Origin of the sequence: Mesorhizobium caraganae (assembly GCF_016836705.1) — a bacterium.
Classification (GTDB): Bacteria; Pseudomonadota; Alphaproteobacteria; order Rhizobiales; family Rhizobiaceae; genus Mesorhizobium; species Mesorhizobium caraganae.
This window is the reverse complement of the sequence record NZ_JAFCGY010000001.1, coordinates 483,032-505,862: the sequence shown is the minus strand read 5'-3', so window position 1 is coordinate 505,862 and position 22,831 is coordinate 483,032. Positions and strand designations below refer to the sequence as shown.

The 22,831-nt window shown below is 62.6% G+C and carries 16 protein-coding genes; 9 read left to right on the top strand and 7 right to left on the bottom strand.

From position 1 onward, the window contains the following. Positions 1–18: 18 nt before the first annotated feature. Entirely contained in the window at positions 19–1,185 is a 1,167-nt protein-coding gene (locus JQK88_RS02440) for a mandelate racemase/muconate lactonizing enzyme family protein (RefSeq protein WP_203277345.1), read from the bottom strand. Positions 1,186–1,239: 54 nt separating this feature from the next. Further along, entirely contained in the window at positions 1,240–1,950 is a 711-nt protein-coding gene (locus tag JQK88_RS02435) for a GntR family transcriptional regulator (protein WP_203277344.1), read from the bottom strand. Between the two features lie 208 nt (positions 1,951–2,158). Between JQK88_RS02435 and JQK88_RS02430 the strand changes: the two genes are divergently transcribed. From JQK88_RS02430 to JQK88_RS02405, 6 genes are all read left to right on the top strand, one after another. Beyond that, complete coding sequence (locus tag JQK88_RS02430) at positions 2,159–3,637, top strand: ABC transporter substrate-binding protein (RefSeq protein WP_192259566.1); 1,479 nt, start codon at positions 2,159–2,161, stop codon at positions 3,635–3,637. A gap of 123 nt (positions 3,638–3,760) precedes the next feature. Beyond that, on the top strand, positions 3,761–4,720 hold the full coding sequence (locus JQK88_RS02425) for a carbohydrate ABC transporter permease (protein WP_192259568.1): 960 nt from the start codon (positions 3,761–3,763) through the stop codon (positions 4,718–4,720). After that, positions 4,717–5,607: a carbohydrate ABC transporter permease gene (locus JQK88_RS02420; protein ID WP_203277343.1), complete on the top strand. Its 891-nt coding sequence runs from the start codon at positions 4,717–4,719 to the stop codon at positions 5,605–5,607. Before JQK88_RS02425 ends, JQK88_RS02420 begins: the two co-directional genes overlap by 4 nt. 10 nt (positions 5,608–5,617) lie before the next feature. Continuing rightward, entirely contained in the window at positions 5,618–6,715 is a 1,098-nt protein-coding gene (locus tag JQK88_RS02415) for an ABC transporter ATP-binding protein (RefSeq protein WP_192259572.1), read from the top strand. 30 nt (positions 6,716–6,745) lie between these two features. Next, positions 6,746–7,909, top strand: a complete 1,164-nt coding sequence (locus JQK88_RS02410; RefSeq protein ID WP_203277342.1) for a mandelate racemase/muconate lactonizing enzyme family protein — start codon at positions 6,746–6,748, stop codon at positions 7,907–7,909. Positions 7,910–7,932: 23 nt separating this feature from the next. Continuing rightward, a complete protein-coding gene (locus tag JQK88_RS02405; protein ID WP_112562100.1) occupies positions 7,933–8,679 on the top strand; it encodes a ribonuclease activity regulator RraA in 747 nt (248 codons plus the stop codon). A 150-nt stretch (positions 8,680–8,829) separates the two neighbouring features. Here JQK88_RS02405 and JQK88_RS02400 read toward each other — a convergent pair whose 3' ends face one another. Beyond that, a complete protein-coding gene (locus tag JQK88_RS02400) occupies positions 8,830–9,927 on the bottom strand; it encodes a DUF930 domain-containing protein (protein WP_203277341.1) in 1,098 nt (365 codons plus the stop codon). Between the two features lie 443 nt (positions 9,928–10,370). Between JQK88_RS02400 and ftsZ the strand changes: the two genes are divergently transcribed. The 3 genes from ftsZ (at position 10,371) to JQK88_RS02385 (ending at position 16,336) form a co-directional block, all read left to right on the top strand. Continuing rightward, positions 10,371–11,351, top strand: coding sequence for a cell division protein FtsZ (ftsZ, locus tag JQK88_RS02395; protein WP_203277340.1), 981 nt, complete (start codon positions 10,371–10,373; stop codon positions 11,349–11,351). A 678-nt stretch (positions 11,352–12,029) separates the two neighbouring features. After that, positions 12,030–13,136 carry an efflux RND transporter periplasmic adaptor subunit gene (locus tag JQK88_RS02390; protein WP_203277934.1) on the top strand — a complete coding sequence of 369 codons (1,107 nt, stop codon included), beginning with the start codon at positions 12,030–12,032 and terminating at the stop codon, positions 13,134–13,136. After that, positions 13,133–16,336 (top strand): efflux RND transporter permease subunit, encoded by a 3,204-nt coding sequence (locus JQK88_RS02385; protein ID WP_203277339.1) that lies wholly within the window; start codon positions 13,133–13,135, stop codon positions 16,334–16,336. Before JQK88_RS02390 ends, JQK88_RS02385 begins: the two co-directional genes overlap by 4 nt. 222 nt (positions 16,337–16,558) lie before the next feature. Here JQK88_RS02385 and JQK88_RS02380 read toward each other — a convergent pair whose 3' ends face one another. From JQK88_RS02380 to JQK88_RS02365, 4 genes are read right to left on the bottom strand one after another with little or no spacing between them, the layout of a single operon-like run. Next, the gene (locus tag JQK88_RS02380; protein ID WP_203277338.1) at positions 16,559–19,240 is read right to left on the bottom strand and encodes a nitrate reductase; all 2,682 of its coding nucleotides are present in this window, start codon (positions 19,238–19,240) and stop codon (positions 16,559–16,561) included. A gap of 3 nt (positions 19,241–19,243) precedes the next feature. After that, on the bottom strand, positions 19,244–19,573 hold the full coding sequence (nirD, locus tag JQK88_RS02375) for a nitrite reductase small subunit NirD (protein ID WP_192260117.1): 330 nt from the start codon (positions 19,571–19,573) through the stop codon (positions 19,244–19,246). 5 nt (positions 19,574–19,578) lie between these two features. Further along, positions 19,579–22,029 carry a nitrite reductase large subunit NirB gene (nirB, locus tag JQK88_RS02370; protein WP_203277337.1) on the bottom strand — a complete coding sequence of 817 codons (2,451 nt, stop codon included), beginning with the start codon at positions 22,027–22,029 and terminating at the stop codon, positions 19,579–19,581. Positions 22,030–22,033: 4 nt separating this feature from the next. Then, positions 22,034–22,831 carry an ABC transporter ATP-binding protein gene (locus tag JQK88_RS02365; protein WP_112562110.1) on the bottom strand — a complete coding sequence of 266 codons (798 nt, stop codon included), beginning with the start codon at positions 22,829–22,831 and terminating at the stop codon, positions 22,034–22,036.

Here is a 22,831-nt window from a genome sequence, read left to right as displayed (position 1 = left end):
GCGCCGGGCAGAGCATTGCTAGCCCAGCTCAATCTCGTGGGCCTGCAGGTACTCGCGGTTCATCTCAACACCCAGACCGGGTTTCGACGTCAGCTTGAGGTTGCCGTTTGATACGTCGAGGGGTCTGTCGATGAGGTGATCGTATTTCCCAAGGTTCCACTCCGACGTCTCAAGCTTGTAGAAGTTGGGAACGGTCATCATCACCTGCGCTCCCGCGACCACATTGATCGGCCCGGCAGCGTCATGCGGCGACACCGGGATGTAGTAGGCTTCGCACAGAGCGGAAATCTTCTTGAGTTCGGTAATGCCACCGGTCCAGGTCACGTCCGGCATGATGTAGTCGGCGAGCTTGTTCTCGAGCACCGGCACGAAATCCCACTTGGTGTGACCGCGCTCGCCCCACGAGATAGCGGCGCTGACTTTCTCGCGCACCTGTTTGAGGGCGTTGAGGCTCTCGGGCGGACAGGGTTCCTCGAACCAGTCGATCTGGCCGGCTTCCTCGAGGCTCCGGCAGAGGCGAATGGCGGTGGGAACGTCGAAGCGACCATGCGCGTCGATGAGGATGTCGACATCGGGCCCCGCCGTTTCGCGGATCAAAGCCGTGAGTTCGGCTGCTTCGCGCTCGTCCTTGCGGGTCATGCTGCCATCGAGATAGCCGTCCCGCTGCTCGCGCGATTGCCCATCGGCGGTGCAGCCCTGATGCGGGAAAGGATCGAACTTCAGCCCCGTGTGTCCGGACTCGACGATGTCTCGAATTTCGCGAACCACAGCCTCCTTGCTGGTAAACTTGCGTTGATCAGGATGGGTATAGAGCGCGACCTCATCGCGTACCGGACCGCCCAGCAGCTCGTAGATCGGCTTGCCAAGGACTTTGCCGCGGATGTCCCAGAGAGCTATGTCGATGGCGCTCACGCATTCGACGGCGGCGCCGCGGCTGCCCATATAGGTGAAGCTGCGGAATATCTTGTGCCACAGATACTCGATACGCGCCGGGTCCTCGCCTGTCACGGCGGCACCGATCTGCCGCAGGATCGTGCAGAGCGCGCGGTTGGCGAGCCTTGTGGTGGTGGTGATCTCTCCCCAGCCGCTCACCCCCTCGTCGGTCGTCACTTCGACGAACAGGAACTCTCCCCAATAAGAAGCACCGGACTTGATCAGCCACGGCCGAACGCTCGTGATTTTCATCTCAACTGCCTTATGCGAAGTGGATCGGGATAGCTGCGTTCCGGACCGGATGTTCTATCCTGCCCGAGCGGCGCTGCGCGCGCGCATGTGTTCGAGGACATGCCGGCCGGAGCCTTCGACATGGCGCGCAATCAATTCGGCTGCCTCGTCGGCATTTCCCGCTTTTACATGCGCGATGAGCTCGCGGTGCTCGCGAAGGATCGCGGCACGCCGGGCGAGCGTGAAATTGAAACGCCGGCTCACAGCCCGCAGCACTTCGCGATGCTTCCACCAAAGCTCGGCGGCATGGCGGTTGTAGTGCCTCTGGTACATCACGGTGTGAAAGGCGGTATCCAGCTCGCTGTGCCTGAACGTGTCGGAAAAATTGTTCTCTTCGATCAGGCCTTGGATACGTTCGAGTTCGGCAATGTCCTCGACGGTAGCCATATTCACAAACCATCGCGTCAGTGCTGGCTCGATCAGGACTCCGATCTCGTAGATATCCCGGACAAAATCCTGGTCTATAGGCCGGACGCGCGCCCCACGGTTGGCAACAAAGGTGACAAAGCCCTCGCCCCGCAGCAGCTGCAGAGCCTCGCGCACGGGGTTGGTCGAGGTACCGTGACGGCGGGCGAGATCGGTGACCACAAGCCGTTCGTTGGCAGCGAGCCGCCCCTCGATGATGTCTTCCCTGATGAGTTGATAAAGCGAAGCGCCCTCGCTGGAGGCCCCGATAGGGTCGATCCCTTCGGGTGGCTCTGCTTTGAAATCGCTTGCTTCGGCCAAGGCTGCCCCCAATCAATACACGCTTTAATCGATATCACGCACGGTTTCCATAAACAATGTACGATTTGGCGCGTTGACAGACAATCCACGATCTGAAAACGTATGAAGCGCTCGAAGGGATACATCGAACGGTACGTTCGGCCACCGACGAGCAGGACCGCTCGCCTCGACGCAGAGCGGCGTGGGAGAGAAACCTGGAGGATACCCTATGACGAGGATTTCACTCGGCGGTGCCGTCCTGCGCGGCACTGTCTCCGCTGCTTTGATGGTATCGTTGATGTCCGCATCGGCGCTGGCCGAGGCGCCGGTCGACTTGAGCAAGTGGTCGCCGGAATATGTGCGCTCCATTGCGGGCACGCAGGATTTCGACACGGCCGCCGATTGCGGCAAGGTCACCCCTCTCGACTACAAGGGGCGACTGACTTTCTGGTATCAGGGCGTGTTCGAGGGCGACCCCGACCTCCTGCGCCAGTACTACAAGGATTTCTTCGAAACCTTCCGCAAGACCTACCCGAACATCCAGCTGGAAGAACAAGCCCTCACCTACAACGATCTCCTCGACAAGTTCCGCACGGCGCTCCTCGGCAATGCCGCGCCGATGGCGGTGCGCCTGCAAATCCTGGGTGGTACCGAGTTCGCCTCAAAGGGCTATCTGCAGCCGCTCAAGCCCGAGGATGTGGGTTATTCGACAGAGGATTTCTGGCCCGGCGCCATGAAGGCAGTGACCTGGGACGGGGTGACCTACGGCATTCCAACCAACAACGAGACGATGGCGTTCATATGGAATGCCGACATCTTCAAGCGTGCGGGTCTCGATCCGGACAAGGCTCCGGCAACTTGGGACGACGTCGTCAAATATTCCAAGCAGATCCACGACAAGCTCGGCATTGCCGGTTACGGCCTCGTGGCCCGCAAGAACGCCGGCAACACGCCGTACCGTTTCATGCCGCAGCTGTGGGCCTATGGCGGCGGCGTCTTCGACGAAGCCACGGCGAACCCGACCTATAAGGAGGTCGAGCTCAACAGCCCGCAGAGCAAGGCGGCGCTGCAGGCCTCCTATGACATGTATGTCCGCGACAAGTCGGTTCCGGTTTCGGCGCTCACCAACCAGCAGGCGGACAACCAGCCCCTGTTCGTCGCCGGCCAGCTCGGCATGATGATCTCGCACCCGTCCGATTACAACGTGATGCTCGACCTGCAGAAGAAGGCGACGGGTGCCGACAAGGACAAGGCGCAGACCGTCATCGACAATATGCGCTACGGCCTCATTCCGACGGGCCCGGACGGCAAGCGCGCCGTGGTGTTCGGCGGCTCGAACATTCACATCCTGAAGCCCGAATATGTCGAGGGCGGCAAGGTGGACGAGCCGGCGGCAAAGGCCATCATCTGCATGTGGACGAGCCCGGAATGGTCGCTGAAGATGGCCTATGCTGGCTCGAACCCGGGCAACCTCAACGGCTTCAAGACCAAATGGATGAAGGAACGTTTGGACAGCATCAAGTTCCTCGATGTCACGACTTCGATGCTGCCATACGGCATCCCGTTCCCGGCGCTGCCGCAGTCCCCCGAGATCATGAACATAATTGTCCCGGACATGCTGCAGAATGCCCTGACCGGAGCGATGACGGTCGACCAGGCAGCGGACGACGCGGCCCAGAAGGTAAAGGATCTGATGGGCGGACTCTAGAGCAGCTTTGACGCAATTCCGGACGGAAAGCCGTTTCACACTTTTCCTGGAATTGCTTCAACCTGACCGGCTGTGCCGATAGCAAGTGCAGCCGGTCGTCCCGAGGAACAAGGGCTCGCCACAGTGACGATCGTAACCGGCAAGGCCGAGACTGGCCGAAGATTGCAACCCGGCCGGTCCGGTGTGCTGCGGAATGTCTGGCAGCATCGCGCCGACTATGCGTACGTGCTTCCCGCCATCGCCGTGATGCTCGTCGTCATCGCCTATCCAATCTACTACACGATCGAGCTGTCGTTTTTTAAGACGCCGCCAGGCCTGCAGCTCCGCGACAAGACCTTCATCGGCTTCGACAACTACACGGCCATTCTCACCAGTCCGGTGTTCTGGAAAGTCACCTGGAACACCCTGATCTGGACAATCGGATCCACTTTCTTTTCCTTTGTCCTGGGGTTTGGCGCCGCGCTGGCGCTCCACCGCGACTTTGTCGGCCGTGGTGTCCTGCGCGCCATCCTGATCATTCCCTGGGTCATCAGCGCGGTTGCCGCCTCTTATATCTGGAAGTGGATCTACCATTCGGACTTTGGAATCATCGGCGCGGTGCTGGTCGGCCTCGGATTGGCCGACCAGCCGCCGAACTTCATCGACAACGTCAGCACGGTGCTGCCCTCATTGATCGTCGTCAATATCTGGCGCGAGTTTCCGTTTGCCATGATCATGATGATGGCCGGCTTGCAGACGGTCCCCGAACAGTTGCTGCGCGCCGCGGAAGTCGACGGGGCCAACGCATGGCAACGTTTCTGGCACGTCACCTTCCCGCATTTGCGCAACGTCTCGACGGTGACGATCCTGCTGCTGGCAGTGGCCAATTTCAATTCCTTCATTATTCCCTGGATCATGACCGGCGGTGGGCCGTCCAACGCGTCGCATATCTGGATCACCCACATTTATGAGCTCGCCTTCGGCCGGCAGCGCTGGGGCGTCGCATCGGCCTATTCGGTGCTTCTGTTCCTGATGCTGATGGTGCTGGGCTATTTCTACGTCCGTGCGCTTGCCGGTAACGAGCGCAAGGAGGGGGGCGCATGAGCACGATTGCGGCGACAGTCCCTCGAGGCCGGACCCGGCGGCGTGTGCGCGTCGACGGATGGCGGTGGGCCGGGCGCATCTTTCTCGTGTTCATGCTGCTCTACACCGCGTTGCCGATGATCTGGATGCTGATCACATCGATCAAGTCCGGGTTCGCGGCGATGCAGTTCCCGCCGCAATGGTGGCCGGAAGAACCTACCCTCGCCAGCTACCAGAAGCTGCTCGATCCGCAAAACAGCGTCGGCCAGGATTTCCTTCGCTTCTTCTGGAACAGCCTTTTCGTGTCGACGGTCACGACGATCCTTTCGGTGATCGTGGCGGTCCCCGCCGCCTACGCATTTTCGCGCTTCCGTTTCCCCGGCCGGAACTTCCTGTTCTTCGCCGTGCTGCTGCGCAACATGTTCCCGGCGGTGATCTTTCTCGTGCCGCTCTTCATCCTGATGCGCGCGATCGGGTTGGTGAACACGCATGGCTCGCTCATTCTCACCTATCTCACCTTCGGCCTGCCGCTGGCGATCTGGCTGCTCAAGGGTTTTTACGACAACATTCCGGTGCAGCTCGAGCAGGCGGCGCGCATCGACGGGGCGACGCGGTTCCAGGCCTTCATCCTGATCGTGATGCCTCTGTCGACGCCGGGCATCATCGCCACCGCAATCTATTCCTTCATCGGCGCATGGAACGAGTACATCTATGCCTACACCTTCCTTTCGAAGAACGAGCAGTTGACCCTGCCGGTCGGCATCCAGCGCTTCTTTTCGGAAAACACGACGGACTTTCCAGGCCTGATGGCGGCGAGCTTCATGATGAGCGTGCCCGTCGTGGTGCTGTTCCTCGTCCTGCAGCGATACTTCGTACGCGCCCTGACAGAAGGCGCGGTCAAGCATTAGGGAGTTGCCGATGGCCCACGTGGTCCTCAAAGATCTCGTCAAGACCTATGGCGGCTTCAAAGCTGTCAACGACGTTTCGCTGACGGTCAATGACGGCGAATTCGTTGCGCTCGTCGGCCCCTCAGGCTGCGGCAAGACGACGACGCTCAATCTCATCGCCGGGCTGATCCCGATAACGTCGGGTGATATCTTCATCGGCGACCGGGTGGTCAACGACCTCGACCCCAAGGACCGGGACATCGCAATGGTGTTCCAGAACTACGCGCTCTATCCGCAAAAGTCGGTCTATATGAACCTCGCCTTCCCGCTGCAAATGCGCAAGCTGCCCAGGGATGAGATCGACAAGAAGGTCAGGGAAGCGGCGAAGGTGCTCGACATGACGCAGTTGCTTGAGCGCAAGCCACGCGAACTCTCGGGCGGGCAACAGCAGCGTGTGGCCCTCGGTCGGGCCCTCGTTCGAGATCCGGCCGTATTCCTGATGGACGAACCGCTCTCCAATCTCGACGCAAAGCTGCGCGTGCAGATGCGGTCCGAAATCAAGCGGTTCCACCAGGACCTCAAGGCAACGATTGTCTATGTGACGCACGACCAGCTCGAGGCCGTGACGATGGCCGACAGGATGGCTGTGATGAACGGCGGCTTCCTGCAGCAATACGATTCGCCGGCGCAAGTTTTCGCCCATCCTGCCAACATGTTCGTCGCGAGCTTCGTCGGCAGCCCGGCGATGAGCCTTATCCCGCTGGAGGCATCGACCGCAAACGGCGGCACCGTTCTGACCAGCGCGGAAGGCTGGAGCCTGCCGCTGTCGCAACTCAACGCGCGCAAGGTTCTGGGAGCAACCACCAGGAAGATCGTGCTCGGCGCGCGACATTCGACGATCAAGCTGCACAAGAGCGCCGCCCCCGGCGCCATTCCGGCCAAGGCCTATACGGTGGAGCCAACCGGAGACGTCACCTTCGTGCAAGCGTTCCTCTCCGGCGCGATCGTCAACATCAGTGTGGTTCCCAACATCGCCGTCACACCCGACGAGCACATCTGGCTCGAGTTCGATCAGGAACGCATCCATCTGTTCGACGGCGAGACGGAAATGGCCCTCCATGCCGATTGAGACAGGGAATGCGTGGGGGAATGTGTGTGAATGACCACAAAACTTAAGATCACGGCGATCAAGCCTTATCCAGTGTGGGTGGGAACCCGCAACCAGATGCTCGTCAAGGTCGAGACCGACCAGGGCATATATGGCTGGGGCGAGAGCGGTTTGAGCGGTCGCGAAAAGGCCGTGGCCGGAGCGATCGAGCACTATCGCGAATTCCTCATCGGCCGCGACCCGATGCAGATTGGTCGGATCTGGCAGGAGGTCTATCGCAGCCAGTACTTCGAAGGCGGACGCGTTCTGCAGGCGGCGATTTCCGCCATCGACCTTGCCCTTCACGACATCAAGGGCAAGGCGCTGGGGGCGCCGGTCTACCAGTTGCTCGGCGGCAAACAGCGCGACCGCATCCCCACCTTCGCCTCGACCGGAGACGAGGCCGAGGGCGATATTGCCATCGAACGAGCCCGGGAACTGTGCGCGCAGGGGTGGCAGGCGATCCGCTTCTTCCCCATCGGGCAAAGCAGCAAGGACATCTTCGAGCCGCGCGAGTCGATTGGCGCTACTGCGAGGATGCTAAACAAGGCACGCGAGGCGCTGGGCGACGAGGTGGTCCTTGGTATCGACTATCATCATCGGCTGTCGGTGGCCGAGGCGGCGAGCTTCTGCAACAAGCTCGGCCGTGGCGTGCTCGATTTTCTTGAGGAGCCGATACGCGACGAGACACCGGAGGCCTACGAATCCCTGCGCACGATGACCGACATCCCGTTCGCCATCGGCGAGGAATTTGCCAGCAAATGGCAGTTCCTGCCCTACATCGAGCGCGGCATCCACCAATTCAACCGGCTCGATGTTTGCAATGTCGGCGGGCTCACCGAGGCGATGAAGGTCGCTGGCTGGAGCGAGGCGCACTATGTCGACCTGATGCCGCACAATCCCCTTGGCCCGGTCTGCACCGCCGCGACCATCCATCTCGCCGCGGCGGTGCCGAATTTCGCGTGGCTCGAGACCAGGGCGCCGGAAAGGAAGCTGGGCTTCGACAATTCCGAGTTCTTTCCCGTCCAACCACGGCTGGACGGCCCTGATTATCCGGTCAGCGATTTGCCGGGACTGGGCGTCGAGATCAATGAAGAGGCGATCCAGGCGCAGAGCTTCCGCTTCTGGGAAGCGCCTCACCTCAAGCGCCGCGATGGTTCAGTTACGAACTGGTAGTTCAATTCCAACCGGAGTCCATTATGACGCATACTCCCGATATCACGCAGCGGCCGCCAAAAGACCTGATCGACGCGCTAAGGGAGATTGGCGCCGCGACGGTTGCCGGCACGCTTGGCCACATGGGCTTCCGCAATCCGCACATGGTCGGTCCGGTGGCGCAGAACCACGGCAAGTCGATCGTCGGGCCGGCGCTGACGCTGCAATTCCTGCCGCAGCGGCCCGACCTCTTCAGCGAGGGAGAATACGCCGACCCGGAAACGCAATTGCACCGGCACGTGCTCTATCACGCTCAGGAGGGCGATGTGGTGGTGGTCGACGCGCGCGGCGACATGAGCTCCGGCGTCTTCGGCGATATGATGTCGACTTATTTCAAGGGCAGAGGTGGCGCGGGCATCGTCATCGACGGGTGCATGCGCGACCGGCCCAATGTCGAGAAGCTCGACCTCCCCCTTTGGCTGCGCGGCTGGACACCAAATTATCATGTGCAGACCAGCATCTACCCCAATGCCGTCAACGTGCCGATCGCCTGTGGCGGTGTCACGGTGATCCCCGGCGACATCATCGTGGCCGACGACGACGGGGTGGTGGTGCTTCCGCTCGCAATGGCCGCAAAGGTGATCGAAGAATCACAGAAGCATCACGAGTGGGAGGAGTTCTCGCGCATGAAGCTGATGCAGGGTGCGCCGCTGCAGCGCTACTATCCGCTGCATGACGATGCCCGCGGCGAATATGAGGAGTGGCGCAAAGCCAATCGCCCGGCGGATTGACGTGGGACCACGCGACGTAAGTCGACTCCATCCGCTCCGGTGTGACAGCATTCGGCACCCGAGCCGTTCAAGAGCCTATTGCCTCGCAAGCAAGGGACCGGCTTCGCCGGCGGCCCCCGCCAAGCGCAAATGCGCTCTTACTGGTCCGTCTCAGCCGGGACCGCGTCGCCGACGAGCTTCCCGTTCAAGGAAGGCGCTTTCTTCGGGCGTGGCAGCAGCTCCGACACGGAAGGCGAAGGAAGTGACTCGCGTCGCATTGGTGTCGATTCCGCACCGGAAGCTCAGATGGTACCATGTCGTTGCCGTGCGGAAAGCGGTGTCGGGGGCGTCAAGAATATTGCCGACTTTCAGCGGAATAACTGGGATCAATTGGGGAAAATTGGACGCGTCCATCAGCTCCTGCTCCAGAACGCTGGCGCAAAGTTTGGCCGCCCGCTGGTCGCGAGGCACGTCGGCCATCGAGTTCGTTGCGAACACATCACCGGTAGCGCCTTGTGAAAAGAGCTTGCGGACGCCCGGAAGGCCCGAATACGCCCGTGATGTGGCCGCGGCCACCTCCGTGGAGCTTGGCTCTCCGGTGCTCCCGCGTCCTGACTTCGCAGCCTTGGAAGGGCGGGGTTTCGGCACATTTTCGGGTCTGGTTTGAGGCGCCTGAGCCGACGCTGGAAGCTCGATCTCACCGTCGTCACCGGGGTTGGTCAAAGGCATTGCTGCCACGGATGCCTGCTTGTCCGCGTCTGGAGCCCCCGCCTCCTGTTTGTCTGCTTCCGGCTTCTCGTCAACCTTAGCTGACTCTGCCGGCCCTCCGGCGTCTGGCGCCGAAGCGGGTTTGCTCTCTGCATCCTTTGGAGCGACAGCCGGCTTTGGCTCGTTATCCTTGGCGGGCGATGGGGCATTAGCGCTGCCTCCATCCAGGGACTTCCGGGGGCCGGTATCCTTATCACCGAACTGGAAAACGGGCTTCAGCACCTCGATTGGCGGCAGCTTTTCAGGCGCCGGCTTTTCAACCTTCTGTTCGGGAGGCTTTTCCGCCTCGGGTTTCGGTGCAGGCGGTGTGGGAGCAGGCTTCGGCTTTGGCGGATCGGGCGGAGGTACGAGCGCGACGTTGACCGGTTGCTCCTCCTGCGGCTGTTCCGGAGACGTAGGCAAGCCGTAAATCAGGAACGCGGCGATGAGCGTGTGCAGGATCAGCGATGCGGGCAAGGCCCACAGCAAAGTCCGACGCCCCTCAAATGTCTCGTCCTTCATGCCTCACGATGTGGAGCGAAACTGCGGCCGCATCAAGCGTTGCCGCCGCATTGGAGCATTTTAGCCGCAGCCCCAGCGCGCTCGTGCTGGGCTGCGGCCGTTCCGCATCGTCCGATTCTGACGGCCCCTTGAGCGCCCAGGCGCTTCAGAAATCTTATCATGACGCCGCGTGGCAAGTGCGCGCACCGGCTGGTTGCTGTCAAAAGACACCACGACCACGCGACCAGCATTACTACGATGGCTCGCCAATCCCAAAAGATTGAGCCGGCACACGTTCAGGAGTTGCAGGCGTATATGATACGAGCCCACATCTTGTCTTGCCGCAAAGTTCACCCTCTGATTCCCTGCGCCAAGGCTGTAAAAGCTGATTCTTGCACCTGGCGTGTTCAAACGGCGCGTTCCGGGATGAATCTTTTGTCGATCAATTCCAAGGAGACAAGACGATGAGCACCGCGGCAAGGCCCGTCATCTCTGAAATGCGGCCGAAGATAACCGTTGTCGGCGTCGGCGGTGGTGGCGGCAACGCGGTCAACAACATGATTGCGGAAAATCTGCAGGGGGCGGAATTCATCGTCGCCAACACAGATGCCCAGGCTCTCACCATGTCGAAGGCATCGCGGCTGATCCAGTTGGGAGCCCATGTCACGGAAGGCCTGGGCGCCGGATCGCTGCCCGCGGTCGGCCGTGCGGCCGCCGAGGAATCGATCGACGAGATCAGGGACCACCTTGCGGGAACCCATATGTGCTTCGTGACCGCCGGCATGGGAGGCGGCACTGGAACCGGTGCCGCGCCCGTCATAGCGAACGCTGCGCGGACAGCCGGCATCCTGACCGTGGCGGTCGTCACAAAGCCATTCACCTTCGAAGGAAAACGCCGCATGCAAGCCGCCGAAGAGGGCATCGACCGGCTTCGCGAATGCGCCGATACCGTGATCGTTATTCCGAACCAGAACCTGTTCAGGATCGCCGACGCGAAGACGACTTTCGCGGACGCCTTCGCCATGGCCGATCGCGTCCTTTATTCCGGCGTGGGCTGCATCACCGACCTCATCGTCAAGGAGGGGCTGATCAATCTCGACTTCGCCGATGTGAAGTCGGTGATGCGCGACATGGGCCGCGCGATGATGGGTACCGGGGAAGCCACGGGCGAGGACCGCGCCAGGAAGGCCGCCGAAGCGGCTATCGCAAACCCGCTTCTCGACGAAGCCTCGATGATCGGCGCCAAGGGCGTCCTGGTCTCGATCTCGGGCGGCATGGACATGACGCTCTTCGAAGTCGATGAGGCCGCTACCCGCATCCGCGAGGAGGTCGACGCCGACGCCGACATCATCGTCGGCGCCATATTCGACCGGGCACTTGCCGGAAAATTCAGGGTCTCAGTCGTCGCTACAGGATTGCGGCCCGGACTTGAGATGCCACAGTAGGCAAGGATCCGGTAGCTCACCTAAGCTACCGAGGCGGAGGCTGCGACGAGGCCGATCAGGGCGAAGGCTCCGCTCGGACGCGCAAGATGACGTCCTTCATTCCACGCTTCGCTGGTCGGGAAAACCCGAACGGGCACGAGGCGTGCTATTCGCTCTGGCGGTGAGCCTGACAACGTCGCTGTCGGCCACCGCGGAGCAGGTTTCCTCGGTGGATCTCGAGCTGGTTCTTTGTGTCGATGTATTGTCTTCAATGAGCCAGGCGGAACAACGGCTGCAGCGGGAGGATATGTCAACGCACTGCTCGATGGCGCGGTGTTGCAGTCCATTGTATCCGGCCGGCGTGGTAATGCCCACAATATGAAAATCATACGCCGTCCTTCAAAGGAATCCTGAATCCTTTAAATCGCTGGCACTAGCCAGATGGCGGGGCAACCACAGGGTGGACATTTCAGCCCACATGGAAAATGATCATGTTGCCATGCACAATACTGCAGGGCTCTGATATCGACGAGAAGCCTGAGCGTAGAAGCGGATCAATCGACCCTCCGGGTCCAGCGAGTGGGGACGCAAATGGACACCCCCGAGAATGGGCAATTGCATCGCGACGCGGGCGGGCGACCCCGTCGATCGGCCGGTTGGCTTGCCCGCGCCGCCCTGTCGGCGGCATTCCTGCTCGGCATGGCTTTCGGCAGCACTGCGTTTGCGCAGGACCAGCAGCTACCCGTGGTGACGGCGGCCAAGCCGGTGGTCCGTGACATCGTCGAAGACGACGAGTTCGTCGGGCGCTTCGAAGCCGTTGACCAGGTCGCCATCCGTTCGCGCGTCAGCGGCTATCTGGACAAGGTCAGCTTCCAGGATGGCGCACTGGTCAACAAGGGCGACCTGCTCTTCACCATCGACCAGCGTCCGTACCAGGCGGCTTATGATGCCGCCAAATCGCAAGTGGACGTCGCCAAGTCCCTGCTCGAATTCTCCAAGATGCAGCTGGATCGCGCCGACGAACTCGCCAAGACCGGCAATATCTCAACCGCGACGGTCGACGACCGCCGGCGGGAATACCTTTCGGCACAGGCGCAGATGCAGGGCGCGACGGCTGCGCTGACGTCGGCCAGCCTGAATCTGGAATTCACCGAGATCAAGGCGCCCTTGTCCGGCCGTATCGACCGCCGGCTGGTGTCGGTCGGCAACCTCGTGCAGCCGGATTCCACCTTGCTGACGACCATCGTTACCCGCGATCCGATCGATTTCTATTTCGACGTCGATGAGCGCCTGTATTTCAGCTACGCCCGCGACGCGAAGGAGCGCGGCGGCTCGATGCAGGAAGGCGCCGGCGGGCTCGAGGTGGTGGTTCGCGTCGCCGACCGCGCGGAGGCGGTCTTCAAGGGCAAGCTCGATTTTGCCGAGAACCGGATCGACAACGCGACCGGCACCATGCGGGTGCGTGCAACGTTTCCCAACGCCGACGGCGTTCTCCAGCCAGGCATGTTCGGGCGCATCAACGTGCCGGGGTCGCTGCCGCATAGCGGCGTGCTGGTGCCCGACGAGGCGATCGGCGCCGATCAGGATCGCCGCATCGTGTTCCTGGTGGATGAGGCCGGGATGGTGTCGGCGAAGCCCGTGCGCACCGGCCCGCTTCTCGACGGCTACCGGGTGATCCGCCAGGGCCTGACCGGCAACGAGACGATCATCGTCAACGGGCTGATGCACGCCAGGCCCGGCACCAAGGTGAAGGTCGAGATGGTGACGTTGCCGCCCAAGGTCGAAACCGCCGGGTTGCAGCAATGAGGTTCGCCCATTTCTTCGTCGACCGTCCGATCTTCGCATCGGTCGTTTCGATCGTTCTGCTGATTCTCGGCGGGATTGCTTATACCCAGCTGCCGGTCGCGCAATATCCCGAGATCGCGCCGCCGACCATCGTCGTTCGCGCGCAGTATCCGGGCGCCGACGCCGAGACGGTCGCAGCGACCGTGGCAACGCCGATCGAGCAGGAGATCAACGGCGTCGAGGGCATGCTCTACATGTCGTCCTATTCGTCGGGCGACGGGGCGATGGCGCTGACCATCACCTTCAAGCTGGGCACCGATCTCGACCAGGCGCAGGTGCTGGTGCAGAACCGCGTGTCGGTCGCCGAGCCGCGCCTGCCCGAAGAAGTCCGCCGCCTCGGCATCACCACCACCAAGAGCTCGCCCGACCTGATGATGGTCGTGCACATGCTGTCGCCCGACAATACCTACGACCAGCTCTACGTTTCGAACTACGCCCGCTCGCGGGTGCGTGACATACTGCTCAGGTTGGACGGCGTCGGCGACCTCATCATCTTCGGTGAACGCGAATATTCGCTGCGCATCTGGCTCGATCCGGAAAAACTGTCGGCCCTGGGGATGACCTCCGGCGATGTGGTGCAGGCGCTGCGCGACCAGAACGTCCAGGTGTCGGGCGGCTCGATCGGCGCGCCGCCGACCAACATGGGCACGGCGTTCCAGTACACGGTCACCACGCAAGGCCGCTTCAACGACGCGCGCGACTTCCGATACGTGATCGTCAAATCGACCGAAGACGGCCGCCTGATCCAGCTGCAGGACGTGGCGCGCATCGAGCTCGGCGCCAAGGATTACGTCACCAACTCCTATCTCAACGGCAAACCGGCGGTGGCGCTCGCCATCTTCCAGCGGCCGGGCACCAATGCGCTCGCCGCAGCCGCGGAGATCCAGGACAAGATGAAGGAGCTGTCCCGCGACTTCCCGAAGGGGTTGAGCTACGACATCGTCTACAATCCGACCGAGTTCGTCGCCGAGTCGATCCAGGAGGTCTACAAAACGATTCTCGAGGCAATGGTGCTGGTCATCATCGTCATCATCGTCTTCCTGCAATCGTGGCGCATGGCGATCGTGCCGATCGTGGCGATCCCAGTGTCGCTGATCGGCACGCTGGCAGTGCTTTACGCCGCCGGCTTCTCGCTCAACATGCTGACGCTGTTCGGCCTCGTTCTGGCGATCGGCATCGTCGTAGACGATGCCATCGTCGTGGTCGAAAACGTCGAGCGCAATATCGCCAGAGGGCTGGCGCCCAATCCGGCGTCGCACCTGACCATGGACGAAGTCGGAACGGCGGTCATCGCGATCTCGCTGGTGCTGATAGCCGTGTTCGTACCGACAGCCTTCATCCCCGGCATTTCCGGACAGTTCTACCTGCAGTTTGCGATCACCATCGCGGTGTCGACGGCGATCTCGGCATTCAATTCGCTGACGCTTTCGCCGGCGCTGGCCGCACTGCTGTTCAAGCCACACCACACTGCTGCGGCGCCGCCGCGCTTTTTCCTGGCGCGGTTCGGACAGGCGCTCGCCGACGGCTTCAATCGCGGCTTCGACAGGCTCGCCCATTGGTATTCGAGCATCGTCCGCGTGCTGGTCGGCTCACGAATAGCGATTGCCGCCATGCTGGCCGTTTTCGCGGCCCTCATCTACGCCACGGTCTACATGGTGCAGACGGTGCCGCGCGGTTTCATTCCGTCGCTCGACCAGGGCTATGCGATCGTCGTCGTCCAGCTGCCGGACGGCGCCTCGCTGTCGAGGACCGATGCGGTCATCCAGCAGGCGTCGCAGATCATCCAGAAGACGCCAGGCGTCGACTACGCCGTCGCCTTCGCAGGCTTCTCCGGCGCGACCTTCACCAACGCCAGCAACGCGGGCGTGATCTTCGCCAGGTTCAAACCGTTTGACGAGCGGCTGAAAGCCGGCCAGTCCGCGACCCAGGTCATCGGCAATCTGTTCGGCAGCCTGCAAAGCATCAAGGAAGCCTTCATTATCGCACTGCCGCCGCCGCCGATCCGCGGCGTCGGCAATGCCGGCGGCTTCAAGCTGCAGATCCAGGAGCGCAACAGCGCCGACATGCGGCAGATCCTGGCGCTTGCCTACGAAATCGCCGGCAAGGCCAACAAGACGCCGGGGCTGACGGGCGTGTTCACCACCTTCTCCGCGTCGAGCCCGCAATTCTTCCTGGCGATCGATCGCGACAAGGCGCGCATCCTGAACGTGCCGATCCCCAACATCTTCGAGACGCTGTCGATCAATTTGGGCACCGCCTACGTCAACGACTTCAACGCTTTCGGGCGCGTGTACCAGGTGCGGGCGCAGGCCGACCAGGCGTTCCGCCTCGATCGCGCCGACATTTTGAAACTGAAGGTGCGCTCGGCGACCGGCGCGCTGGTTCCGCTCGGCACGTTGATCGAGATCCGCGACGTCACCGGCCCGGCGCTGGTCCAGCGCTACAACATGTATGTTTCGGTGCCGCTGCAGGGCAATGCCGCGCCCGGCGTTTCCACGGGCGACGCGCTGGCATTGATGGAAGGGATCACGGCAAAGACGCTGCCGGCCGGTACCTCCTATGAATGGACCGAGCTCGCCTATCAGGAGCGCAACACCGGCAATGCCGCTGTCTATATTTTCGCACTGTCGGTGCTGTTCGTGTTCCTGGCGCTGGCGGCGCAATATGAAAGCTGGGTGCTGCCGTTCGCCATTGTGCTGGTGGTGCCGCTGGGTGTGCTCGCGGCGTTGCTCGGCGTGTCGTTCCGAGGGCTGGACAACAACATCCTGGTGCAGATCGGCCTCATCGTGCTGATCGGGCTTGCCGCCAAGAACGCCATCCTGATCGTCGAATTCGCGCGGCAGGCACAGGAACGCGGCCTGTCGGTCGCCGAGGCTGCCGTCGAAGCCTGCCGGCTGAGGCTGCGACCGATCCTGATGACCGCCTTCGCGTTCATCCTCGGCGTCGTGCCGCTGATGATCGCAACGGGCCCAGGCGCAGAAATGCGCCAGTCGCTCGGCACCGCGGTGTTCTCCGGCATGCTCGGCGTCACCTTCGTCGGCCTGTTCCTGACGCCGGTGTTCTACGTCACGCTCAGGTCGCTGTTTTCACGGCGCAAGCCGCGTGCCGTGGCCGAGCCTTCGGCGCCGGCAGAGGCGCCCTCGGAGACGGCCGCCGAATAGGGTTACGAATTCGCCGCGTCGGGCGCGGCTTATCACTCCAGAAAATCGGCGTCGAGGTGCGGCGGAGACCCTGCTCGCCTGCCCTGGTTTGCCTGCTGTGAGCCGCCAATGTCGCTGCTCCGTTGCGAGCTGTCCATAGGCGACGCGAGCGGTGACGTCTCTGCCGTGTCGGCTCGGGTAGGCGTATTCGATACGAGCGCCACATCCAAGAGCCGGCCGCATCTACTCCGCGGCCTGAAACCGATTGACCTGGATGATCGCCCTGATCTCGGCCCGGCAGGAGCCGCAATTGGTGCCGGCCTTCAGGGCGCCGCCGATGGCATCGACGGTCGCGCAGCCGGCCGTCACTGCCGCCACGATCTGGTTGACCCCGACGCCGAAACAGGAACAGACGATCGCACCGGCATCTGGCCGTTCGGCTCCAGCGCGACCGGCGACGATGCGGAAGCGTTCGCGCTGGCTGGCGTGCACCTCCTCGAGCTGTTGCGCTGCCCAGCCGCGTGATACCGCGACCGGGCCGGACGCAACGAACAAGGCCCCGGCGAGGTGCTTGTCATCGAAGGCGGCGATACGGTGCTGGCCCGCGTCGCGGTCGTGGTAGGCGAGCATTTCGGTTTCCGGCGGCGCGCCGAACAGGGACTGGGCAAAGCCTGTCCAGTCGATCTCCGCCTCGGCGAAAGCGAGTTCGATGCGCCAGCCACCCCTGCAGCGGGCTGCTGCCCAGTAGTCGGCGTCGATCGCCTCGGGACGTCGCCGCGTCACGGCGAAGCCAAAAGCTTTTGCGGCGAATTTCTCAAGCCGAACCGCGACGTGTTTCAAGGCGGGCTGACCGGAAACGGGGTCGGTGAGCGACGCGGTCAACGCGTCGAGCCGGCCCTTGGCGGCGAACTGGTCGGTCCAATGCATCGGTGCAAACAGACTGCCGCGGCGCTGGCGGGACGTGATCATTGCGCGCACGAGCACCTCGCCGCGCGGGCTGGAGATACGCACGATGTCGGCGTCGCCGATGCCGTAGCGCTGCGCATCCGCCGGGTGAATCTCGACGAAGGGCTCCGCGATATGCTGGGACAGACGGGGGCTTCTGCCGGTCCGCGTCATGGTGTGCCAGTGGTCGCGGACCCGGCCGGTGTTGAGGATGAGCGGACAGTCCGGATTGGTGCGGCTTTCCGTGGCGGCCCGAATGGCGACGAACCGCGCCTTGCGGTCGGCTGTGTAGAAATTGCCGTCGGCGAAGAAACGGGTGATGGAGGGACCGGGTGCGGTCTTCTGGGAGCTCGACGCTGGCCACTGGAAAGGCGCCAGCGCGTGATAGTCTTCTTCATCGACACCTGAATAGGCACCGATATCGAAATCGCGCGCGCCGTCATTCTCGAAGCCCGACAGCGCGGCGTGTTCGGCGAAGATTTTCGCCGGCAACGAATAGGAAAATGCTTCGCCAAAACCCATCCGCTTGCCAACCTCGGCGACGATCCACCAGTCGGGTCGCGCCTCGCCGGGTGCTGGCAGAAAGGAGCGCTGGCGCGAGATCCGGCGCTCTGAATTGGTGACGGTACCGTCCTTCTCGCCCCATGCGGCGGCGGGCAACCGGACATGGGCATGGCGGACCGTGTCGGTCTTGGCCAACACGTCCGACACCACGACGAAGGGGCAGGCCTTGATTGCTGCTTCAACGGCGTCGGCATCCGGCATGGAATCGACGGGGTTGGTGGCCATGATCCACAGCGCCTTGATGCGCCCGTCGGCGAGCGCCTGAAACATCTCCACTGCTTTCAGGCCGGGCTTTTGCGCAACGGCCGGCGCATTCCAGAAGCGCTGCAGGCGGTCGCGATGCTCAGGGTTTTCGATCTCCATGTGGGCGGCGAGCATATTGGCCATGCCGCCGACCTCGCGGCCGCCCATGGCGTTGGGCTGGCCGGTCACCGAAAACGGCCCTGCCCCGGGTTTGCCGATCCGGCCAGTGGCGAGATGACAGTTGATGATGGCATTGACCTTGTCGGTGCCCGACGAAGACTGATTCACGCCCTGGCTGTAGACGGTGACGGTCTTAGAGGTCGCCGCGAACAGGCTGTAGAACCGGGTGAGCTCGTCCTCGCTGAGGTCGGTTGCGGCTGCGACACCGGCAAGGTCGAGTTTCGAGGCGGCAAAAAGGGCCTGGCCGAAACCCGCGGTGTGCGCAGAGATGTAGCCTCGGTCGAGTGCGTTGTGCTGGCCGAGATAAGCGAGCAGCCCCGTGAACAAAGCAACGTCGCCATCCGGCGCGATCGCCAGATGCATGTCGGCGATGTCGGCAGTCATGGTACGCCGCGGGTCGACCAGCACGACCTTCATGTCGGGCCGCTTTTCCCGCACTGCTGCGATGCGCTGGTAGAGAACGGGATGGCACCAGGCGAGGTTGGAGCCGACCAGCACGATCAGGTCGGCGAGCTCGAGATCCTCGTAGGTGCCCGGCACGGTGTCGGAGCCGAAGGCGCGTCGGTGGCCGGCCACCGATGAGGCCATGCAGAGGCGGGAATTAGTGTCGATGTTGGCCGAGCCGACAAAACCTTTCATCAGCTTGTTGGCGACATAGTAATCTTCGGTCAGCAGCTGTCCGGAAACATAGAAGGCGACCGAGTCCGGACCGTGCTCGGCGATGGTTTTTGAGAAGGTCGTGGCGACGCGGTCGAGCGCTTCGTCCCAGCCGGCGCGGCGCCCGTCGATTTCGGGGTGGAGCAGCCTGCCGTCGAGATCGATGGTTTCGGCCAGGGCCGAGCCCTTGGAGCAAAGCCGGCCGAAATTGGCAGGATGGTCGGGATCGCCGCGGACCGACACTTGCCCGTCCGCGGCGACCTTCGCCAGCACGCCGCAACCCACCCCACAATAGGGGCAGGTGGTCCTCACCTCGCGCGCTGCGTCGATTTCCATGATTCAGGCCGCGCGGCTGGCCAGCGCTTCCAGCGCAATGAACAGATGCTCGCCCTCGATGCGCACCGGAATGGTGCGCACCACACCCTCATCGGCGCCGAGTGCCTTGCCCGTCTCCAGCGAGATCACCCAATTGTGCAAGGGACAGGTGACCGCCGTGCCATGGACAATGCCTTGGCTCAGCGGTCCGCCTCTGTGCGGGCAGTGGTCGTCGATTGCATAGACCTGATCGTCCTGGGTGCGGAAGACCGCGACCTTGCCTTCCGGCGTGGCGACGCAGCGCGCCCCACGGCGTGGGATGTCCGAGAGCGAGCCAATGGCGATCCAATTCATCATGCTCACTCCGCCGCCTGCGCAAACCCGACCGAAGCCATCGGCCTGAACTCGTGCTTGTCCTTGCCGGAGACGCGCTCCGACCACGGGTCGACCTGGGCGAATTTCTGGCTGAAGACGAAGCGGTCGTAATAGGCTTTGCGCTTGTCGCCATCGTCCATGATCTGGCGCTTGATCTCAGCAATGCCTACGCGCTTGGCCCATTTGTAGATGCGTTCGAGATAGCGGCCCTGCTCGCGATACATCTGCGTCAGCGCCACGATATGTTCGAGCGCCTCGTCTTCTGTCTTCACAAGGCCGAGCACCTCGGTGCCCTTGATGTCGAGGCCGGCGGCACCGGCGAAATGGATCTCATAGCCACTATCGACGCAGATCACGCCAACATCCTTGCAGGTTGCCTCGGCGCAGTTCCTCGGGCAGCCCGACACCGCCATCTTGACCTTGGCAGGGGTCCACGAGCCCCACATGAACTTTTCGATGCGGATGCCGAGGCCCGTCGAATCCTGCGTGCCGAAACGGCACCAGTCCGAACCGACGCAGGTCTTCACCGTGCGCAACCCCTTGGCGTAGGCATGGCCGGAGACAAAGCCGGCCTGGCCGAGATCGGCCCACACCGCTGGCAGGTCTTCCTTGCGGATGCCGAGCATATCGATGCGCTGGCCGCCGGTGACCTTGACCATGGGGATCTCGAACTTGTCGACGACATCGGCGATGGCGCGGAGTTCCGCGGCGTTCGTCACGCCGCCCCACATGCGCGGCACCACCGAATAGGTGCCATCCTTCTGGATGTTGGCGTGAACGCGCTCGTTGATGAAACGCGACTGATAGTCGTCGGCATAGTCGTCCGGCCAGTCGCAGACGAGGTAGTAGTTGAGCGCCGGCCGGCATTTGGCGCAGCCGCAAGAAGTTGTCCATTCCAGCTCCTGCATGACGGCCGGAATGGTCTTCAGGCTCTTGGCGATGATCAGCCGGCGCACTTCGTCATGGCCGAGCGTGGTGCAGCCGCACATAGGCTGTACTGCTGCCGGGTTGTATTTGTCGCCGATGGTCAGCACCATCAGCTTCTCGACCAGCCCGGTGCAAGAGCCGCAAGAGGCCGACGCCTTGGTGTGGGCGCGCACGTCGTCGAGCGAGGTCAAGGCCTTGGCCGTGATCGCGCCTGTGATCTTGCCCTTGCAAACGCCGTTGCAGCCGCAGATTTCCGCATCATCCGGCAAGGCTGCAACGGCCGCCATAGGGTCCAGCGGGGCACCCCCCTGGTACGACTGGCCGAAGATCAGTGTGTCGCGCATCTCCGATATGTCGGTCTGCTTCTTCTTAAGATCGTTGAACCAGGCCCCATCCGCCGTCTCGCCATAGAGCACGGTGCCGATGATGCGATCGTCCTTCAGCACCAGGCGCTTGTAGACGCCGGCCGCGGCATCGCGCAGCACGATCTCCTGGCGGTCCTCGCCCTCGGCGAAGTCGCCGAGCGAGAACAGGTCGATGCCGGTGACCTTGAGCTTGGTCGGGGTGTCCATATGGACGAAAGCGGCTGCCTCGTCGCCGGCAAGCTGGCGTGCCGCAACGCGCGCCATCTCGTAGAGCGGCGCTACCAGGCCGTAGACCTGTCCGTTGACCTCGGCGCATTCGCCGAGTGCGTAGATATCGGGATCGTTGCTGCGCATGCCGGCATCAACGACGATGCCGCGGTTGACGGCGATGCCAGCCTCTTTGGCCAACGCCGAGTTCGGCCTGATACCGACGGCCATCACCACCAGCGTCGCCGGAATGACGGTGCCGTCGGCAAGTTCGACCTGCGCGACCTTGCCGTTGCCTGTGATCGCCTTTGTGTTGGCCTTGGTGATAACCTTGATGCCGCGCTGTTCGACGGCGCGCTGCAGGAGATAGCCGGCGGCGGGATCGAGCTGGCGCTCCATCAGCGTCGGCATGACATGCAGCACGGTGACGTCCATGCCTTGGGCGTTCAAACCGGCTGCCGCCTCAAGCCCGAGCAAGCCGCCGCCGATGACCACGGCCTTGGCCCGCGACTGCGCGGCGAGCATCATCGCCTGCACGTCGTCGAGGTCGCGATAGGTCAGCACGCCCGGCAGATCATGACCGGGAACCGGAATGATGAACGGCACCGAGCCGGTGGCGATGACGAGCTTGTCGTAAGGCTCGGTGACGCCATGATCGGACGTGACGGTCTTCGCCGTCCGGTCGATCGCGATGATCTTGTGACCCTTGTAGAGGGTGATGTTGTTGGCGATGTACCAGCCGTCGCCGTGGATGATGATTTCCTCATAGGCCTTTTCGCCCGACAGAACCGGCGACAGCATGATGCGGTCGTAGTTCACGCGCGGCTCGGCGTTGAAGATGGTGACGGTGTAGCGACCGGGAGCTTGCTCAAGCAGATGCTCAAGCATGCGCCCCGGGGCCATGCCATTGCCGATGATGACGAGTTTTTCGCTCATGGCGTTACTCCGCGGCTTCGACAAAGCGGTGGCGTTCGTAGAGGAACTTCAGCACCGCCTCGCGGCAGCGCAGGAAGGTGCGGTCCGAAGAGAGTTCGATGCGCCGGCGCGGACGCGCCAGCGGCACCGCAAGCACCTCGCCGATGGTCGCCGCCGGGCCGTTGGTCATCATGACGATACGATCGGACAACAGCACTGCCTCGTCGACATCGTGGGTGATCATGATCGTCGTCGAGCCGAGCCTGGAATGGATGTCCATCACCGCATCCTGCAGATGGGCGCGCGTCAGCGCGTCGAGCGCGCCAAACGGCTCGTCGAGCAGCAGGATCTTCGGTTCCATGGCCAGAGCCCTGGCGATGCCGACGCGCTGCTTCATGCCGCCCGATATTTCGGCTGGCCGCTTGTCCTTGGCATGCGCCATCTGGACGAGATCGAGATTGCGCATGATCCAGTCATGCCTCTCGGCCCTGCTCTTCGAACGTCCGAGGACTTTCGATACCGCCAGGTTGATGTTTTCGTAGACGGTGAGCCACGGCAGCAGCGAATGGTTCTGGAACACCACGGCGCGTTCGGGTCCGGGGCTGTCGACTTCCTTGTCTTCGAGCAGCACGGCGCCGGCGGAAACCTTGGTCAGCCCGGCGATCAGGTTGAGCAAGGTCGACTTGCCGCAGCCGGAATGACCGATGATCGAGACGAACTCGCCCTTGTCGATGGTCAGCCTGATGTCCTTCAGCACCTCGCTGACCTGATTGCCGCGGGCAAAGGATTTGTCGATATGATCGAGTTTCAGATAGGCTTTCAT